17 protein-coding genes and 1 pseudogene are annotated in these 18,375 nt (G+C 69.0%); 12 read left to right on the top strand and 6 right to left on the bottom strand.

Annotated elements, in window-relative coordinates; genetic code table 11:
• Positions 1-3 precede the first annotated feature (3 nt).
• Entirely contained in the window at positions 4-1,338 is a 1,335-nt protein-coding gene (locus tag D9599_RS06640) for an FAD-dependent oxidoreductase (protein ID WP_198380442.1), read from the bottom strand.
• Between the two features lie 181 nt (positions 1,339-1,519).
• On the opposite strand from D9599_RS06640, the gene D9599_RS06635 reads away from it, so the two are divergent.
• From D9599_RS06635 to D9599_RS06615, 5 genes are all read left to right on the top strand, one after another.
• Positions 1,520-2,644, top strand: a complete 1,125-nt coding sequence (locus D9599_RS06635; protein WP_198380441.1) for an amidohydrolase family protein — start codon at positions 1,520-1,522, stop codon at positions 2,642-2,644.
• Positions 2,641-3,744, top strand: coding sequence for an amidohydrolase family protein (locus D9599_RS06630; protein ID WP_198380440.1), 1,104 nt, complete (start codon positions 2,641-2,643; stop codon positions 3,742-3,744). Before D9599_RS06635 ends, D9599_RS06630 begins: the two co-directional genes overlap by 4 nt.
• The gene (locus tag D9599_RS06625) at positions 3,744-4,154 is read left to right on the top strand and encodes a Rieske 2Fe-2S domain-containing protein (protein ID WP_198380439.1); all 411 of its coding nucleotides are present in this window, start codon (positions 3,744-3,746) and stop codon (positions 4,152-4,154) included. Before D9599_RS06630 ends, D9599_RS06625 begins: the two co-directional genes overlap by 1 nt.
• A gap of 1 nt (position 4,155) precedes the next feature.
• Positions 4,156-4,650 (top strand): MarR family winged helix-turn-helix transcriptional regulator, encoded by a 495-nt coding sequence (locus D9599_RS06620; RefSeq protein ID WP_198380438.1) that lies wholly within the window; start codon positions 4,156-4,158, stop codon positions 4,648-4,650.
• Positions 4,651-4,826: 176 nt separating this feature from the next.
• On the top strand, positions 4,827-5,693 hold the full coding sequence (locus D9599_RS06615; RefSeq protein ID WP_198380437.1) for a tripartite tricarboxylate transporter substrate binding protein: 867 nt from the start codon (positions 4,827-4,829) through the stop codon (positions 5,691-5,693).
• A 97-nt stretch (positions 5,694-5,790) separates the two neighbouring features.
• Here D9599_RS06615 and D9599_RS32425 read toward each other — a convergent pair.
• From D9599_RS32425 to D9599_RS06590, 4 genes and pseudogenes are all read right to left on the bottom strand, one after another.
• Positions 5,791-6,087: pseudogene (locus D9599_RS32425) on the bottom strand (transposase); the annotation flags it as partial.
• A gap of 12 nt (positions 6,088-6,099) precedes the next feature.
• Positions 6,100-6,360: a hypothetical protein gene (locus tag D9599_RS06605; protein ID WP_198380436.1), complete on the bottom strand. Its 261-nt coding sequence runs from the start codon at positions 6,358-6,360 to the stop codon at positions 6,100-6,102.
• A gap of 87 nt (positions 6,361-6,447) precedes the next feature.
• Positions 6,448-8,139, bottom strand: coding sequence for an SMP-30/gluconolactonase/LRE family protein (locus D9599_RS31210; protein WP_232480235.1), 1,692 nt, complete (start codon positions 8,137-8,139; stop codon positions 6,448-6,450).
• Between the two features lie 10 nt (positions 8,140-8,149).
• Positions 8,150-9,148 (bottom strand): tripartite tricarboxylate transporter substrate binding protein, encoded by a 999-nt coding sequence (locus tag D9599_RS06590; protein WP_198380665.1) that lies wholly within the window; start codon positions 9,146-9,148, stop codon positions 8,150-8,152.
• Between the two features lie 127 nt (positions 9,149-9,275).
• Here D9599_RS06590 and D9599_RS06585 point away from each other — a divergent pair, with 127 nt between their 5' ends.
• The 7 genes from D9599_RS06585 to D9599_RS32420 all read left to right on the top strand — a co-directional run bounded on the left by D9599_RS06585 (position 9,276) and on the right by D9599_RS32420 (position 17,493).
• Positions 9,276-9,956 (top strand): RraA family protein, encoded by a 681-nt coding sequence (locus D9599_RS06585; protein WP_309228562.1) that lies wholly within the window; start codon positions 9,276-9,278, stop codon positions 9,954-9,956.
• A 45-nt stretch (positions 9,957-10,001) separates the two neighbouring features.
• Entirely contained in the window at positions 10,002-11,015 is a 1,014-nt protein-coding gene (locus D9599_RS06580; protein ID WP_198380434.1) for a hydroxyacid dehydrogenase, read from the top strand.
• Between the two features lie 19 nt (positions 11,016-11,034).
• The gene (locus D9599_RS06575) at positions 11,035-14,097 is read left to right on the top strand and encodes an FAD-binding and (Fe-S)-binding domain-containing protein (protein ID WP_198380433.1); all 3,063 of its coding nucleotides are present in this window, start codon (positions 11,035-11,037) and stop codon (positions 14,095-14,097) included.
• A gap of 31 nt (positions 14,098-14,128) precedes the next feature.
• Positions 14,129-15,121: a tripartite tricarboxylate transporter substrate binding protein gene (locus D9599_RS06570; RefSeq protein WP_198380432.1), complete on the top strand. Its 993-nt coding sequence runs from the start codon at positions 14,129-14,131 to the stop codon at positions 15,119-15,121.
• The gene (locus tag D9599_RS06565; protein ID WP_198380431.1) at positions 15,109-16,089 is read left to right on the top strand and encodes a tripartite tricarboxylate transporter substrate binding protein; all 981 of its coding nucleotides are present in this window, start codon (positions 15,109-15,111) and stop codon (positions 16,087-16,089) included. Before D9599_RS06570 ends, D9599_RS06565 begins: the two co-directional genes overlap by 13 nt.
• 4 nt (positions 16,090-16,093) lie before the next feature.
• Complete coding sequence (locus D9599_RS06560; protein ID WP_232480233.1) at positions 16,094-17,143, top strand: amidohydrolase; 1,050 nt, start codon at positions 16,094-16,096, stop codon at positions 17,141-17,143.
• Between the two features lie 149 nt (positions 17,144-17,292).
• The gene (locus tag D9599_RS32420) at positions 17,293-17,493 is read left to right on the top strand and encodes a tripartite tricarboxylate transporter substrate-binding protein (protein WP_198380430.1); all 201 of its coding nucleotides are present in this window, start codon (positions 17,293-17,295) and stop codon (positions 17,491-17,493) included.
• Between the two features lie 366 nt (positions 17,494-17,859).
• Here D9599_RS32420 and D9599_RS06545 read toward each other — a convergent pair whose 3' ends face one another.
• Positions 17,860-18,252 (bottom strand): MarR family transcriptional regulator, encoded by a 393-nt coding sequence (locus D9599_RS06545; RefSeq protein WP_198380428.1) that lies wholly within the window; start codon positions 18,250-18,252, stop codon positions 17,860-17,862.
• Positions 18,253-18,375: the final 123 nt, after the last annotated feature.

The raw sequence follows: 18,375 nt of genomic DNA, 5'->3' as shown, positions 1-18,375 counted from the left end.
GCTTCACCCAGTCGGCGCTTCGTCGTTGCGATGCAAGTTGTCGGCAACGCGATTCTGCAGGGCGGAGATGTCGATTTGATGCACGCTGCCGCTTCCCGCCAAGTCGAGCGCGTGCGCCGCCGCCATGCCCATTGCGATGCAGGGACCCATCACCCGCACGGAGGAAAGGGCGGCGTTGTCTGCGTCGATGCAGCGGCCGGCCGCCACCACGTTGTCGCCATCCTCCGGCACCAGGGCGCTGAACGGGACAGTGTGCAGGTGATCAGGGCCAAAGGGGTTCCATTTGTGCTCGGCGCCGGCGTCGTGCAGTTCGATCGGCCAAGCGGTGCGGAGGATGGCGTCCGGGAAGCGCGTACCCCGGCAGACATCCTCCACCGTCAGCTGCTCGCGGCCCTTGATCCAGCGCGTCTGTCGGATGCCGGGAAAGCCGTAGGCGCGCACGCGGGCTCGGCCGAAAGCATCCGGGAACTGATCGCGCAAGAAGCTCACGGCGCGGTCTGCCTGATCGCGCCCTTCCAGTGTCACGGCCGACGCGGCGAAGGGCTCCAGCGGCGTCTCGATGTGAGTCATATTCATCATGGCGATGCCGCTGCCGGGAATGACGAAACTCAGCCCCTCCCGGCGCAGTAGGCCGTAGTCCCCGGCCTTCTCCCGCATCCGCGCCGGCAGCGCCTCGCGGGAGGGAATGCGCGCCTCGTCGATATTCTCCAGCACCACCATCTGTGTGCCGAAGACCGGCCCATCGGCGGGCTCGCGGCAGGCGAAGCCCGCCTGCCAGGCGAGCGCCGCGTCGCCGGTCGCGTCCACGAAGCCCGACGCCTCCACGGTGACATCGCCGTAGCGGGTGGAGAGGTGCAGGCGTGTCACGCGGCGGCCCTCCACCTCCACCTCGCGCAGCACGGCGCCGAGGAGGACAGTGATTCCGGCCGCGCGCACCGTCTCCTCAATCCAGCGGCCGAGGGCAACGTCGTTGTAGATAAGGATATTGTTTACGAGGCCGGGGCGATAGTAGGCGGTGCCCTGCGGCACCATGTCGCGCACGATGCTCTCAGCGATGCCGTAGGTGAGCTGCCGCCCGTTCTCGCCGTTCGAGTACAGGCCGCAGATCGTACCGACAATAGAGTTCACGGCTTGGCCGCCAAGCACCGGCAGCCCGTCTACCAGCAGTACGCGCCGCCCTATCCTGGCCGCCTCCACCGCGGCAGCGATGCCGGCGATGCCAGCACCAACCACGCAGAGATCCGCCTCGCGCGCCGCGGGGGAGGCGGCTTTCTCGCGGCGCACGATCCGCGTGGCCGTAGACACTTTCGGCACGATCGTCGCCGGCTGTTGCGCCATCCGTTTCCTCCTGGCCCAGACCGCCGGGCGTCGCCTTGCCTGAAGCGGAGGCTAAACCTTTGCCGCCCACCGGCCAGTCCCCTTGGATGCAGATCGCCGATTTATGTTGACACGTCACCAAACATGTCCACCTTGTTCCCCGACTTGGAGAGGCGTTCTGAAGCCTAGGGAGGAAACGAGAATGGACGACACCGATCGTCCTGCGCCCCTGTCCCGCTTCGCGGGCGGGGTGGACTGCGACCTCCACCCGGCGGTGCCGGGCATGGACGTCCTGCTGCCCTACCTCGACGATTACTGGCGCGAGATGGTGGCAGTGCGCGCGCTCGACCGCCTGAACCTGAGCCTTACTAGCTACCCCAAGGGCGCTCCGATCACCTGCCGGCTCGACTGGCGGCTAGCCGATGGGAGCTGGCCCGGCGCCTCGCTGGAAGCGATGCGGCGGCACGTCCTGGACCGCTACCGACCCGGCTTCGGCATCCTGAACCCGCTTTATGGCGGCACCCTCATGCACAGCGAGGACATGGCAGCGGCCCTATGCCGCGCGACAAACGAATGGATACGCGACGCCTGGCTGAACCAGGATTTCCGCTTGCGGGCCTCGATCGTCATCCCTGCCCACAACACCGTACTCGCCGTCGAGGAGATCGAGCGTTGTGCGGGGGACCCGCGCTTTATCCAAATCCTTATGCTCGTCTCGGGCGAGGTCACGCTCGGCCGTCGCCATCTCTGGCCGATCTACGCAGCCGCCGAGCGCCTGGGTCTGCCGGTCGGTATTCATGCCGGCAGCTCCTATCGCTCGGCGCCCACATCGGTTGGATGGCCCTCCTATTTTGTGGAGGATTACATCTCCCAGAGCGCCGCCTTCGAGCAGCAGCTCCAGAGCCTTATCGCCGAGGGCGTTTTCGCCAAGTTCCCGGGCCTGCGCGTCGTGATGATCGAGTCCGGCCTCACCTGGCTCAGCGGCTATATCTGGCGCGCGGACAAGACCTGGAAGGGCGTGCGCGCGGAGGTGCCCTGGGTCACCCGGCTGCCCTCGGCCATTCTGCGCGACCATGTTCGCTTCACCGTGCAGCCGGTGGACGACCCGGACGCGGCAAAGGGCATCGGGCGGTTGGTCGAGCACCTCGGCTCGGACGAGCTCTTCCTTTTTTCGACCGACTACCCGCATTGGCAGTACGAGGGCGACGACGCGCTGCCACCGGACCTGTCCGAGGCGCTGCTGCGGAAGATCGTGCACGACAACCCATTGGCGACCTACCCGCGCCTCCTCAAGCCCGCCACCGCAGCAGCGGAGATGCCCGCATGAGCGCCACCGCCCTGGAGACCTCCCGCCCAGTCGCGGCGAAGCGACAGGTCATCGACTGCGACATCCACCCCGCGATGACGTCCTGGACGGAGGTCCACCCCTATCTTGAGCTGCGCTGGATCGAGCACCTCCAGACCTATGGCAGCCATCTCCGCCACGCCTTCTCCGAGGCGCTGACGCATCCCCGCATGTCGCCCGACGCGGCGCGTGTGGACGCCTACCCCGAGGAGGGCGGCCCACCCGGCTCCAGCCTCGACCTGATGCGGCGCCAGCACCTGAACCCCAACGGCATCGAGCACGGCATCCTCATCCCCCTGCGTTGGAATCCTGGCAGTCAGCGCAACCTCGATTTCGGCGTGGCGCTGACCCGGGCCATGAACAGCTGGCAAGCCGAGCGCTGGGTGGGGCAGGAATCGCGGCTGAAGGGTTCGATCCTCGTCGCGCAGGAGGATGCCGTCGGATCGGTGGACGAGATTGAGGCGCGGGCGGGCGATCCGCGCTTTGTGCAGATCCTCATCCTGCCGCGCACGGACGAGCCACTGGGCCGCCGGCGCTACTGGCCGATCTTCGAGGCGGCGGAGAGGAACAATCTTCCCATCGCCATCCATGTCGGCGGCACCAACGGCCATCCTTCCACGGGCGGCGGGTGGCCCTCCTACTACATGGAGGAGCACCACGCCGTCGCGGAGTCGATGCAGGCCATCGTCGTCAGCCTCATCTTCGAGGGCGTGTTCGAGCGGTTTCCGCGGCTGCGCTTCGTCATCATGGAGGGGGGGCTCGGCTGGATCCCGTCTCTCTGCGCCCGCATGGACCGCAATTGGGAACGGATGCGAGGTGAGGTGCCGCATGTCCGGCGCCGCCCGTCCGAGTATCTGCGTGAAAGCATCTGGTTTACCACCCAGCCGATGGAGGAGCCTGAGCGCCCAGGGCAGTTGCTGGAGCTCATGGACCGGATCGGCTGGGACCGGCTGCTCTTCTCCACAGACTATCCGCACTGGGACTTCGACGATCCGCGCTACGCCTTCCGCGCGCCGCTTACCGGGGCGCAGAAAGATCAGTTGCTTTTCGGCAATGCCCAACGCTTCTACGGCTTCCCCTGATGGCGCGCCACGTCGTCGCGACGGTGGAGGAGATCCCGCCGGGCGCCCGCAAGCGCGTCGAGGTCGAGGGGCGCGGAATCGCCGTCTTCAATATTGGGGGCGCGTACTTCGCCATCGCCGACCGCTGCCCGCACGAGGGTGCCTCGCTCTGCGATGGGCGCCTGACCGCGCTGGTGGAGGCGAGCGAGCCCGGCCACTACGCCCTGAGCCGCCGCGGTGAACTGGTCCGCTGTCCCTGGCACGGATGGGAGTTCGACATTCGCACCGGCCGATCCTGGTGCGATCCGAAGCGCCTGAAAGTGCGGAGTTACGAGATATCTGTCGAGGCGGGCGGCGCGGTGGCATCAGAACTGCGGGCTGAGACCTTCCCCGTTTCGGTTGAGGCGCGGTTCGTCGTCGTCGAGGCCTGAGGTGGAGGCGACGGCGACCGGGCGGGACGAGGACGAGGAGCTGGGCTTCCTAGCGGAGACGGTGCTCGCGGTGCGCGTGATAACCCTCGCAAACCGGCTGACGCGGAACGCCTCCGCCTTTTACCGGGAGAACCTGGACCTCGGAATGGTCGAGTGGCGCCTGCTCTTCGCACTGGAGAAGCTGGGCACGCTGACTGTCGGGGCGCTGGCCAAGGCGGCCGAAACCGAGAAGGCCGCGGCGAGCCGCGCCATTCGCGGCCTGGAGGAGCGTGGCATGGTGACGGCCACCGGCCTTGGCGGGCAGGGTGGTGCGGTCGCCATCTCCATGACCGCCGACGGAATGCGCTTGGCAAAGGCGGCGGTGCGGATCTCCGGGGAACGCGACGCACGGCTGCTCAACGGGATCGACCAGGGCGACCTCATCGTATTTGACAAGGTGCTGCGGCAGCTCATGCGGCAGGTGCAGGCAATGGCTGAGGTGCCTGGGACGGCGTGACGGCTGCGCGCCACCTGCGGCCCACAAGGTCACGGGAAGGCACAAGGGGGGAGAGAAGGGTGTTGAAGAACGGTTCCAATTGCGGGTTCTCGCGTCGCCTTCTGCTTTGGGCGCCCGCGCTGGCGATGCCAGCCCGAGCACGCGCCCAAGCGGGATGGCCCACGGCCCCCATTCGCGTGATCACCCCCGCTAGCCCCGGTGGATCGACCGACGTGATGGCGCGGCTGGTCAGTGAGGGCCTGTCGCGGCACTTCGGCGTACCCTTCCCGGTGGACACGCGCCCAGGCGCGGAGGGCAGCATCGCGGCGCAAGCCTTCGTGCAGGCGCCACCCGGCACGGCGTTGTTCTTCACCAACGCAGGCACGATCACGACCACGCCGGTCCTCATCCCCCGTTTGCCCTATGATACTCGGGCCGATCTGGTGGCCATCGCGCCTGTAGCGACAGATTTTCTTGCCTATGCGGTGCGCCCCGACTTCCCCGCAGCCTCGCTCTCTGAGGTCTTCGAGCGGATCCGCGACCGGCCGGGCGACATCAGCTGGTGCTCGGCGCCGGGGGGCACGAACCTGCTCACCAACGCCTATCTCCGGAGCCGCGGGCTGGATGCGGTCTTCGTTAATTATCGAACCACCGGGCCGGCGGCGCTGGACACGGCGGCGGGGCGCGTGGACTTGACGGTGCAGCCGCTCGTGACCCTCGCGCCGCTCGTGCAGGAAGGCAGGCTGCGGCTGCTGGCCGTGACCACCTCCATCCGCTCCCCGGCTTGGCCGGACGTGCCGACCGTGAAGGAGGCGGGTGCGCCCGAACTGGAGGTGGAGGGCATCCCGGGCCTTTTCGGCTGGAAGGGCATGCCCGAAGATCTCAGGGCCCGGCTGACCGCGGCCGTGCAGGACGTGGTCCGCGCCCCCGAGACGATCGAGCGCATGCGGAGCCTCGGCCTCGTGCCGCGCATCACGACAGCTCAGGAACTGGAGCGCGACCTGCGAGAGATGGGCGGACGTCTCGCGGAAGTGGCCCAAAAGTACGGCGTCCGGTCGGAGTAGCGACCTCCGTGATGGCGAGGATGGCCACTTGGGATCTGTTCTAGGGTGAAGCCGTCATGTGGCCTGACGCTGGGTTAGGGTAACGTTGAACCCGAGTTCATCGAGCTTGCGGGCGAAGCGGACGCGCCCGGTCCGTCGAAGTGGTCGGGGCCGAGATCGGCATAGACGACACCTGGGCGGAGCATCCAGCGCGCGGCGGTAATGATAGCGGCGGCAGCGATGATGGCCTCGCGCTGACGGCGGCGTGCTTTAAGGCGCCCGAACAGGCCCGCAGGTAGGTGCCTTTGACCCGAACCGCGCACCAAGCGATCTGGACCAGCAGGGTCTTCAGCCATGTCGCGCCCTTGCGTAACTTGGTGGGGCGGCGCTTTCCCGCGCTCTCGTCGCTTCTCGGGCAAAGGCCGGCTCAGGAGATAAGGTGGGCGTCGCTGGGAAAGCGGCTCATGTCGGTGCCGGCCTCGGCGAGGATAAGGGTGGCCGAGCGCGTGCTGCCCCGAGGGATGGTGGTCAGCCGCGTGGCGGCGTCGCGGAAGGCCGCGAGGCAATCGCCCAACTCGGCGTCGATCTCCGCGATGGCGGCATCGATGGCATCCGCCTGGCGGAGGTGGATCCTCAGCAGTAAGCACTGGTGGTCAGCCATCCGGCGCCGGAGTGCTTTGACGGGCACCGTCGGCGTCCTGTGGAAGGCATCCTGACAGCGGACATGCCGGCGCAAGCCAACGTCCAGCCCCACTCGACCAAACCGACTTTCGCTCTACCCGGTCGGGAACACACCACCGAGCGAGCGCGTCAGATCTGCTGCGACCTGGAGGAGTATCGGACTGGCCGTTCCCGCCGCCTCCCGGGTAAGCCGGGTTACCGGCCCGGTGAGACAGAGCGCGCCCGCGAAGCTCTCGCCCGGCCCAAAGACGGGGGTGGCCATGCCCGCGACATGTGGATCCCTCTCGCCGCCCGTGTAGAGCGGAACCCTGGTCGAGGCCGCCTCGGGTGGCAGAGGCACAGTTCCGAACATCCGCAGCACGTGGGCGATGGCGGAGTTGTCCATCGGCAGCATATCGCCCTGCCGCACGTGCAGCCTCAGCCGGTGCGGAGAATCGACACGGTAGAGACAGAGCCGGTGCTCACCGCTCCGCACGTAGAAGGACGCGCTCTCGCTCGTCTCTGCCACCAACCGTTCGAGCGCGGGCATGACATGAGCCTCCACGCGGAAGGACTGCTGGTAAACGGCTCCAAGCCGGAACAGCTCCGCTCCCAGGCGGTAGGATCCATCCGCCAGACGGATGAGGTAGCCGTGCGCCTCCATGGTGATGGCCAGCCGCATGATGGTGGTCTTCACCAGCCCCGTCCGCGCGGTCAGCTCGGCCAGGGTGATGGCGTCGTCCCCCTTGCGGAAGGCGGACAGCAGGGTCAGGGCTCGGCCCGCCGAGGCGACACCCTCCAGCGATGCCTTCGGACGGGTCTGGGTCGTCATGACGGCCACCGTTAGGGGCCGCTCCCTCCCTCGGCAAGCCACTCGCGCCGTCAGGGGGCGTGGGGGGGGAAGCGGAAGCCCCGGCACCTCCAGGGTGGTCCTCAGGATACTCCCTGTCTCCGACTCCGTGATGAACAGGTCTCGCCCTTCCGGCCCGCCGAAGGCGAGGTTGGTGGTGGACCAGCCGGCGCAGGAGGCGATGCGCGCCAGCGGCTCCGCCCGGGGCGACAGCCGCCAAACGGTCCCGAAACCGGCATGGGCCACAAGGAGGCAACCCTCGGCGTCCAGCGCCAACCCATCCGGCCCGCTCGGGCCGCCGTGCAGATGGCAGAAGATGCTTGCCTTTGTCACGCTCCCGTCGGCGTGCAGCGGCAGGCGCCAGATCTGGTTTGCGCGCGTCACCGCTACCAGCAGGAAGGAGGCGTCCAGCGCCACCACGATGCCGTTCGGGCTGGGCACCGTGCCGATCAGTAGGTCGAGCCGCCCGTCCGTCCCCAGGCGGTACACCCGCCCGGTCGGGTCCTGCAGACCGGTCTGCCCCTGGTCCGTGAAGTACATCTCGCCGCCCGGCCCGAAGGCGAGGTCGTTGACGCCCTTGAAGCTCTCGGATCGGGCCGTCTCCAGGAAGGGCGTGACCTGCCCGCTCCCTGGATCCAGCAGCATGATCCCGCGCTTGTAGTCCGTGATGAAGATCCGCCCGTCCCGGTGGATCTTCAGCCCGTTGGGCCAGCCGTCGTACTCGGCCACCTGCTCCCACTCGCCTTCGGCGGAAATGCGAAAGACGCGCCCGAAGGGGATGTCCGTGACGTAGAGCCGCCCCTGCCGGTCGAAGGAGGGGCCTTCGAGAAAGCTGTCCACCGGCCGCCCGGCACGGTTCGCATCGCTCCAAGCGGACCGCCGGGACTTACGGTAACGGTCAGGCAACCGTGTAAAGACCTCGGTCTCGATGCGAGGCGGCGGGGCGAAGAAGCTCATCGCTGCCGCCTCACTGCCGCTCGATGCCGCCCGCGGCCGCGACCTCGCGCCAGCGGGCGGCCTCCTCCGTCAGCAGCGCCGAGAAGGCGGCCGGGGCGATGCCGCCGGGCTCGGAGCCGAGATCGGCGATGAAGGCCTTCATGTCAGGCGCGGCGAGGGCGCGGACCACTTCCCTGTGCAGCTGTCCCACGATCGCGTCCGGCGTGCCCTTCGGCGCGGCTAGCCCCGACCAGTTGATCACGCTGAAGCCCTGCAACCCGGCTTCCGTGAAGGTTGGCACATCAGGGAGGGCAGTCACCCGGCGGTCTCCGCTGATCGCCAGCGGGCGGAGCTGCCCGCCGCGGATGTTCCCCAGCGCCGAGCCGGGCGAGAGCATCACGAGGTCCACGTTGCCGGATAGTACGCCGATCACGGCCTCGCCCGCACCGCGATAGGGCACGTGATAGAGCTTCACCCCCGCCGCGCGCTCGAACGCCAGCGTCGCGAAGTGCGGCGCGCTGCCGATCCCGCCCGTGCCATAGGTCAGCTTCTCCGGATCTCTCTTCGCGGCCGCGATGAGGGAGGCGAGGTCACGGTAAGGCGACTTCTCACCGACCGCGAGCAGGACGGGCGAGAAGGCCGTGACCGTGATCGGCTGGAAGGCGGCAGCCTGGTCGAATGGCAGGCGGCTGAAGAGGTAGGGCAGCATGGCGTAGGTGTTGTCCATCGCCAGCAGCGTGTAGCCGTCCGGCGCGGCCCGCGCGGCCTCGCCCGCGCCGATCGTGCCCGTCGCACCCGACTTGTTCTCGACGACGAAGGTCTGGCCGAGTTGCTCCGACAGCTTCTGCGAGATCCGGCGCGCCAGCGTATCCACAGCACCCCCAGGGGCCCAGGGCACGATCACCCGTACGGGACGGGACGGGTATGCCCCTTGTGCCAGGGCCGGGCGGAAGGGTCCGGCGAAGGGAACTGCCAGACCGGCCCCGATTAGGGCGCGGCGGGCGATGCGATGGGGGTGGCGATTGAACACTTGCGCTTCCTCTTCCCGCTCGGCTATTTCGAAACGGCGTTGCGTTTTCTTCGGCTGTTCTGGCACCGGGAGCGCGGCAGTGTCAACAAAACGGCGCGCGACAGCGCCGGCACCTGGGAGGACGGCCGTGGCGATCGGCTTCCGCATTCATCGGCGCACCCAACAGGTGGACGCCGCCCTCGTTGCGCGTTTCCGCGACCTGCCCGTCGCCAATGTCAGCGATGTCATGTCCCGCATGACGGCCGGCGGCGCGCGGCTGCGGCCGATGCAGGCCCCCGGCGTGGTGATGTCGGGCCCTGCCCTGACAGTGAGGACGCGCCCCGGCGACAACCTGATGATCCACAAGGCTATCGCGCTGGCGCAGCCCGGTGACGTGATCGTGGTGGATGCAGGCGGGGACCTGACCAACGCGCTTATCGGCGAGCTGATGCTGGCGCAGATGGTCAGGCGCGGGCTCGCCGGCATCGTCATCAACGGCGCCATCCGCGACAGCGCGGCCATTCGCGCACAGAACTTCCCGGTCTTCGCCGCCGGGATCACGCATCGCGGCCCCTACAAGGACGGCCCGGGCGAGATCAACGTACCGGTCGCCATCGACGGCATGGTGATCGCGCCGGGCGACCTCGTCCTCGGTGACGATGACGGCCTCCTCTGCGTGCCCCTAGACGAGGCAGAGGCGATCCACGCCGCGGCCAGCGCGAAGCACGCGACGGAGGGGAAGCAGATGGCCAACATCGCGGCCGGGACGCACGACGCCTCCTGGGTGGACGCGACGCTGCGCCGCCTGGGCTGCGAAGGCCTCGACTAGGCCCGCCCCCCTTCCCTTCCAGACCCCACGCCGAGAAGCCGCCTCATGCCCGACGCTGCCCGCCCCAACGTCCTCGTCTCCGCCGCCTGGCTGGCCGCGGAGGCCGTCGCCATGCTGGAGGAGGGGGGCTACGCCGTTCGCTGCACCAGCGGCTACCCGGGCGAGGAGGAGCTTCTCACCGCCATTCGCGAGCACCGGCCGGTGGCCATCCTGCACCGCCAGGGCATCATCAACGGCACGGCGATGGACGCCGCGGCGCCCGCGCTTCGCGTGGTCGCGCGGCACGGCGCGGGGATCGACGGCATCGACATCCCCGCCGCCCGTGCCCGCGGCCTGACCGTGACGCGGGCGGCCGGGGCGAACTCTCGCTCCGTCGCAGAGCACGCGATGGCGCTCATGCTCACCATGCTGAAGGATCTTCCTTCGGTAGTGAACGGGATGCGCGAAGGGCTGTGGGAGAAGACCTCCCGCATGACCCGCGACATCGATGGCATGACGCTGGGCATCGTCGGCTACGGTGCGATCGGCTCCAAGGTGGCTCGCATGGCGGACGCCTTCGGCATGCGCGTGCTGGGCTATGACCCGTTGCTCCCCGCAGGCCGGCTCGCTGGCCCGGCCGAGCGCGTGGAAACACTGCCCGAGCTGCTGCGCCGGTCCGAGGTGCTGTCCCTGCACTGCCCGCTGGAGCCGGAGACGCGCAACATGATCGGTGCGAACGAGCTGGCGATGCTGCCGAAGGGAGCCATCCTCGTGCACACCGCGCGCGGCGGGATCGTGGACCAGGACGCGCTCCTGGGGGCGCTCGATTCCGGCCAGCTGAGCTGGGCCGGCGTGGATGTTTTCGCCAAGGAGCCGCTGGAGGAGGGGAGCCCTTTCCGCACCCACCCGCGCGTGGTGTCCACCCCTCACCTGGCCGCCAACACGCCTCGCGGCGCGGCCGGCATGGCCTGCGGCGCGGCGGAGAGCATTATCGCCGTACTCGCCGGGCGCCTGCCCGCGCTCGAGGGTGCGGTCGTGGTGCCGGGCGGCCTGCCGGCCGGGCTCGTCCCGGCGGCCTGACGGAGCGGTAGGGGCAACCATGATCCCGCGCCTCCCCGAGGCGCCTCCACCGGAGGCGCTCACCCGCACCTTCCTGGACGCGCTGCGGGCGGCCGGGTTCACGGGGGAGATCGCGGCGGGCGACGCGGACCGGATGGTCTTCGCCACGGACAACTCCATCTATCGCGTCCCGCCCCAGGCCGTGCTCTTCCCGCGGGACAGCGCGGACGTTGCCCGCGCCATGCGCCTCCTCTGGGAGGAGCGATTCCGCAGGGTGGTGCTGGCGCCGCGCGGCGGCGGCACGGGCACGAACGGCCAGTCGCTGACGGCGGGCATTGTGCTCGACCTCTCGCGCCACATGAACCGTATCCTGGAGATCGACCCGGCCGCGCGGCGCGTGCGCGTGCAGGCGGGCGTGGTGAAGGACCAGCTCAACGCGGCGCTCGCCCCGCACGGCCTCTTCTTCGCGCCGGAACTCTCCACCTCCAACCGCGCGACGATCGGCGGAATGATCGCGACGGACGCCTGCGGCCAGGGCTCCTGCCTCTATGGCAAGACGCGTGACCATGTGCTTGGGCTCACCACCGCCCTGGCCGATGGCACGATCTGGAACTCAGCGCCGCTGGAGGAGGAGGCGCTGCGGGACATCCAGGACCGGAAGGATCTGGTGGGCGCCATCCATCGCGCGGTGGACACCATCCAGCGCGAGCATGCCGCCGAGATCGAGGCGGGATTCCCGAAGCTCAACCGCTGCCTCACCGGCTATGACCTAGCCCATATCCGTGACCACGAGAGCCGCTTCGACCTCAACAGCGTGATCTGCGGGGCGGAGGGCACGCTCGGCGTGGTGACGGCGGCCACGCTCAAGGTCCTGCCCCTGCCCGGGCACGTTGCCTTGGTGAACCTGCGCTACGACAGCTTTGACGCTGCGCTGCGCGATGCCGGCGCGCTGCTGGCCTTCGGCGCCGCCTCCGTCGAGACGGTGGACAGCAAGGTCCTCGCCCTCGCGCAGAAGGATATCGTTTGGGAGGGGGTGCGGTCCTTCTTCCCCGAGGATGCCGGGCGCCCGACCCGCGGGGTGCTGCTGGTGGAGTTCGTCGGCGACGCGGCCGACGGGGTCCAGGCCGCGCTCGGGCGTCTGACCTCGATGCTGGACACCGAGGGCTTCGGCGGCCGCCGGCTGGGCTACACGGTCGCCCGCGGTGAGGCGGCGGTGGGCCGCATCTGGGACATGCGCAAGCGCGCCGTCGGCCTACTGGGCAACATGGCGGGCGAGCGGCGCCCCATCCCCTTCGTCGAGGACACCGCCGTCCCGCCCGAGCACCTAGCCGACTACATCGCCGATTTCCGCGCGCTGCTGGACGGTGCCGGGCTGGACTACGGCATGTTCGGCCACGTCGATGCCGGCGTGCTGCATGTTCGCCCCGCGGTCGACATGAAGGATCCGGCGCAGGAGCGTCTCATTCGCGAGGTCTCCGACGGCGTCGCGGCACTGACGCAGCGCTATGGCGGCCTGCTCTGGGGCGAGCACGGCAAGGGTGTGCGCTCCGAGTACTCGCCGCGCTTCTTCGGTCCGCTCTACCCGCTGGTACAGGCTGTGAAGGGCGTCTTCGACCCGCACAACCAGCTCAACCCCGGCAAGATCGCCACGCCCCCGGAGGGCGGCGCGCTGCTGCGGGTGGATGGCGTCCCCACGCGCGGGCAAGCCGACCGTGCGATCCCGGAGGCGGTGCGCGCGCCTTACGACACGGCGATGCACTGCAACGGCAACGGCGCATGCTTCAACTGGGACGCGGATGACGCGATGTGCCCGTCCTGGAAGGGCACCCGCGAGCGCCGGCACTCGCCCAAGGGCCGCGCGATGCTGGTGCGGGAATGGTTGCGGCGGCTGAGCGAGGCCCGGTTGGACCCGGTCGCCGAGGCTCATGCCTTGCGGGCCGCGCCGCCACTACGGAACTTCCTCGCCCGCCTCCGCAACACCCTCGCGAAGTGGCGCGGCGAGGCCGACTTCTCCCACGGCGTGAAGGAGGCGATGGACGGCTGCCTCGCCTGCAAGTCCTGCACCGGCGGCTGCCCGATCAAGGTGGACGTGCCGGGCTTCCGCGCCCGCTTCCTGGAACTCTATCACGGCCGCTACCTGCGCCCGTTGCGCCACCACCTCGTTGCGCGGGCGGAGGGCCTGCTGCCGCGGGCGGCGCGCGTGCCGCGCCTCTACAATCTCGTCTTCGGCAGCGCGCCAGGCCGCGCCGTGCTGCGCACCGTGGGCCTCGTGGACAGCCCGCCCGTCTCCGGCATCGACCTGGGCACGGAGCTTGCCGCCCGTGGCATCGCCTACGCCCATCCGGCAGCGCTGCGCGCCCTCCCGGAGGAGGACCGCGCGCGCGCCGTGATCTTCGTGCAGGACGCCTTCACAAGCTTCAACGAAACGCGCCTCCTGCTCGACGTGCTGGACCTGGCGCTGGCCCTCGGCGCGCGGCCCTGGGTCGCGCCCTTCCAGCCCAACGGCAAGCCGCTGCACGTGCACGGCTTCCTCGGCGCCTTCGGGAGGGCAGCCGTGGCGAACGCAGCAATGTTGAGCGCGCTGGCAGAGACCGGGGTCCCGCTGGTCGGGATCGACCCGTCCATGACGCTTACTTACCGCTCGGAATACAAGGAAGCGGGTGCCGCCGCCCCGGCCGTGCTGCTGCTGCAGGAATGGCTGTCGCACCAAAATGGCGAGGCGCCGCGCGCCGCCGCACCGGGACCGTACCGCCTTCTCCTGCACTGCACGGAGCGCACCAACGCCGCGGCTTCAGCGCGCGAGTGGCGCGCCGCCTTCGCCCGCCATGGTCTGGCGCTCGAGGTTCCGCCCGCCGGCTGCTGCGGCATGGCCGGCACCTACGGGCACGAGGCCGAGCACCGGTCGATGTCCGAGCATCTCTACGGCCTGAGTTGGGCACCACAGGTCAGGAGCGGGGGCGAGGTCCTGGCCACCGGCTTTTCCTGCCGTTCCCAGGTCAAGCGCCTCGACGGTGTCGCGCTGCGCCACCCCGCTCAGGCGCTGCTGGCCGCGATCCGCGAGGGCCACCGCGAGAGCGGCGCCACCCTGCCGAAGGCGGCCTGAACAACGTCGATGACATGGAGGAGGAAACAGAATGACGACATGGACAAACCCTGGACGCCGCCGGCTGCTGTCAGCCGGTGCGGCGCTCGCCGCTGCGCCGCTTGCCCGCCCTGCCCTCGCGCAGGCCGTCTGGCCCGTCGGGCGCTCCATCGAAATCGTGGTGGGCTTTGCGCCCGGTGGCGGCACCGACGTGATGCTGCGCGCCCTCGCGCTGTTCATGGCGGCGGAGCTGCCCGGCGCGAACTTTGTCATCAGTAACCGCCCGGGGGCGGGTGGGGAAACCGCCTACGCCGCGCTTCAGGCTGCAAGGCCGGACGGCTTCACCATCGGCGGCATCAACACCCCCGGCTACCTTTCCGTCCCGATCGAGCGCCGCGTACGCTACGATCGCACAAAGATCCGCGCCATTGCGCGCCTCGTGGACGACCCAACTGCCTTCGTCGTGCACCAGGATTCTCCCTACAAGACGCTTGCCGATCTCGTGGCGGACGCCAAGCGTCGGCCCGGGCAGATCAGCGTCGGCTCCTCCGGCGTCGGCACGGACGACCATCTCGGCCTCACGCTCTTCCAGGCTGCCACGGGAACGGAGTTCATCCACGCGCCCTATGCCGGGGCGGGGCTGGTGAAGAATGCCGTGCTGGCGCGCCACATCGACGTGGCCGGGCTCAACCTCGGTGAGATCGGCATGCTGGGCCAGGACAAGCCGGCGCTCCGGCCTCTGGCCGGCATGGGCGAGCACCGCTGGGACCTGATGCCGGACGTGCCGACCTTCCGCGAGGCTGGATACGACGTGGTCATGACGAGCGAGCGCGGGATCGGCGCACCGCGGGGCGTGCCGGACGAGATCGCCCTGCGCCTGCAGGAAGCGATCGCACGCGTGGTCGCCAAGCCGGAATGGACCGAGAAGGCGCGGCAGCTCGAACTGCCCATGGCCTACCTGCCGGGCGCCGAATGGGAGGCGCAGATGCCGGCCCAGGAGGCCCGCTACCGTCAGATCTGGGAGAAGACCCCGTGGCAGCAGTGACCCCTTGCCGCCGCGCCCTCCTGCTTGCGGCGGCGGCGCTTGGCCTGTCCGGCCGCCTTGCGCGCGCGCAGGACGGCAACTGGCCCGAGCGGGCGGTGCGCGTCATTCTGCCCTGGCCGCCCGGCGGCACGGCCGACATCGTCGGACGCCTCTTTTTCAATGCCGTCTCGCAGGGCACGGGCAAGCCCTTCGTGATCGAGAACCGTCCCGGCGCGACCGGCACGATTGGCGCGGCCGCCTTCGCGCAGTCCGCCCCAGACGGCTACACCGTCATGCATGGTTCGACCGGCCTCTCGGTTGAGAAGGCCCTCTTCAGTAACCTGCCCTATGATGCCCAGCGGGACTTCATACCGGTCTTCCGCACCGTCACCGTGCCGCAGTTCGTGCTGGTGCCTGCAAGCCTGCCGGTCCGCACGCTCTCGGAGCTGATCGCCTATGCCAAGGAGAAGCGCGGCATCAACGGCGCCTCGGCCGGCATCGGCTCCATCCAGCACCTCTCCATGGAGCTCTTCGCGCGCCAGACGGGCTTGCCGGTCAACCACGTCCCCTATCGCGGCGGCGCACCCATTTACACCGACCTGATGACAGGCACGGTCGATCTCTACTTCGGCAACGCCAATGCGCCGGTGGCTTTCGTCAAGGAGGGTAAGCTCCGTGCCCTCGCCCATACTGGCAGAGGGCGGCTCACCTCGCTGCCGGATGTCCCGCCGGTCTCGGACCTCCTCCCCGGCTTCGAGACCTATGAGTGGAACGGCGTTTTCCTGCCCAAGAGTACCTCCCCGGCCGTGGTGGCACGGCTGAACACCCTGCTGAACGAGGCGCTTGGCCGACCGGATGTGGCCGAGAAGCTCCGGAGCCAGGACCTTCAGGCAGAGCGCAACACGCCCGAGGAGTTCGCCGCCTTCTTCGCGAACCAGAGCCAGCGCTGGCAAGGCTTCGTGCGCGAGGCCGGGATTCGGCTGGAGTAGCGCGATGGCAGGACCCGGGCACACCTCCCCGCACCTTCCGGTGCGCGAGGACTGGCTGGCGATGGTGCAGGAGGAGATCCTTCTCCCCACCCTGCCGATCGTGGACGCGCACCACCACCTCTGGGACCGTCCTGGCAGCCGCTACCTGCTGGAGGAGTTGCTGCGCGACACGGGCAGTGGGCACGACGTGCGGGCGACGGTCTATATCCAGGCGCGCTCGATGTACCGAGCCGAGGGACCGGAGGAGGCTCGCAGCCTCGGCGAAACAGAGTTCGCAAACGGGGTCGCGGCCCAAAGCGCGAGTGGCCTCTATGGCCCGATCCGCGCCTGCGCGGGGATCGTCGGCATGGTGGATTTGATGCAGGGCGACGGTGTCGTCCCCCTGCTGGAGCGGCACATCCGCGCGGGCGGAGGACGTTTCCGCGGCGTGCGGAACCAGACGGCTTGGCACGCGGCGCCGGAGATCAACTCGAACCCTGTTCCGCCCCGCCCGGGCCTGCTCTCCGAGCCTGCCTTCCGTCGGGGAGCCGCGCGCCTCGCGGAGCACGGGCTGTCGCTCGATGTCTGGGCCTACCACACCCAACTCGACGAGGTGCTCGCCCTGGCCCGCGCCCTCCCCGATCTGACAGTGGTCCTGGATCATTGCGGCGGTCCGCTCGGGGCCGGGCCTTATCGGGGGCGCCGTGCAGAGGTGCTCGCGGAATGGGGCGGGCGCGTGCGCCTTCTCGCCGCGTGCCCGAACGTAATGGTGAAGCTCGGTGGCCTCGGCATGGCGGTCGGGGGCTTTGATTTCGAGCATCAGGACATACCGCCCACCTCCGAGCAGCTGGTGGCGGCCTGGCGCCCCTACCTGGAAACCTGTGTCGAGGCGTTCGGCGCCGTGCGCTGCATGTTCGAGAGCAACTTCCCCGTGGACAAGGGCAGTACCGGCTACGTCGTCCTGTGGAACGCCTTCAAGCACTTCGCCGCCTCTGCCTCGGCGGAGGAGAGGACCGCGCTGTTCAGCGGCACGGCGATCCGCACCTACCGTCTCCCGCCTTCCCCGGCAGACTAGACGAGAAGCAAGGAAACACCGGAATCATGATGGCGCGTCGCACCCTGCTCGCCGCCCCGGCGCTGCTCGCGCTATCCGTCACGGCGCAGGCGCAGTCTTGGCCCACGCGGCCCTTCGCCTGATCGTCACATAACCCGCCCGGCGGCGCTGTGGACCTCGCCGGCCGACTGATCGCCGAGGGCCTGAGCGCGCGCCTGGAGCAGTCCATCGTCGTGGAGGACCGCACTGGCGGGTGCGGCACGATCGGCACGGCCGCCGTCACCAATGCGGCGGCGGACGGCTACACGTTGGGCGCCAGCGCGGTAAACAGTCTCGCCATCGACCAGTACCTCTACCGCAACCTGCCTTAAGGCCTCGAGAAGGATCTCGTGCCGGTTTCACTCGGATGGAAGGCGTCTCTCGTCATCGTGGTGCCGACCGAATACGTCCCCTCTCGAACTCTCCAGGAGTTCGCAACCTGGGCAAAGGCTCGGCCCGACGGCGCAGCCTTCGGCAGTTCGGGCGTGGGCACAACGGGCACGTGAGGCCATGGCGGTTTGAGCAAAATCACAAACAAGCCGATGTTCTCAGATATGCTGTCGCACCTGGCCGCTTGGCTCATTCGCCTCTCACATCTGAGTGGCGTCCAACCCAACCGCTAATTTGTCAACATTATCGCTGCTACACCACGCGATAGAATGCAACTTGGCTTCGGCGCAGGTTGAGCTCTGCAAGCGCTAGGAAGCGCTTGCCTTTTCACGCGCAGCTGGTGCCCTCGTTACCTTTTGGAAGGCGGTGCCAGCTTCGACCATGGTGGCGCTGATCTCGCGCAGCAGGGCACTACCTTTGACGGTGCACTGCACGAGCACGGAGCGGCGGTCCTTGGGGTCAGTCTTACGGCGGGCAAAGTCGAACTCGCCCAAGCGATCCAGGGCGCGGGTGATCGCGGGCTTGGAGACGTTCAGCGCCGAGGCCAGGCCGCGCACTGTATGCGGCCCCTCTCCTAGGTAGACGGTCAGGAAGACGCCGAGCTGCCGCGCGGTGAGGTCAGGCCCGTCGCGGCGGACGAGCGAGACGGTCGTTTCCCGCAGAACTTCGATGAGCTGGTCCGGTGTGCCTTGCACGAGCACCGATCTCCTATGTCAGGGGCTCACAGGAAAGCCGGACGCCCGAGCGTCCGGCCTTTGTCATGTCAGCGGCAAGCGGTGCGGCACCGCCTGCCGAACCCTGAGCTCAGGCGCGCAGGTTCTTGG

Origin of the sequence: Roseomonas sp. KE2513, assembly GCF_016107305.1 — a bacterium.
GTDB lineage: Bacteria > Pseudomonadota > Alphaproteobacteria > Acetobacterales > Acetobacteraceae > Roseomonas.
The sequence above is the reverse complement of the archived record's forward strand: the minus strand, read 5'-3'. Positions and strand labels throughout refer to the sequence as shown.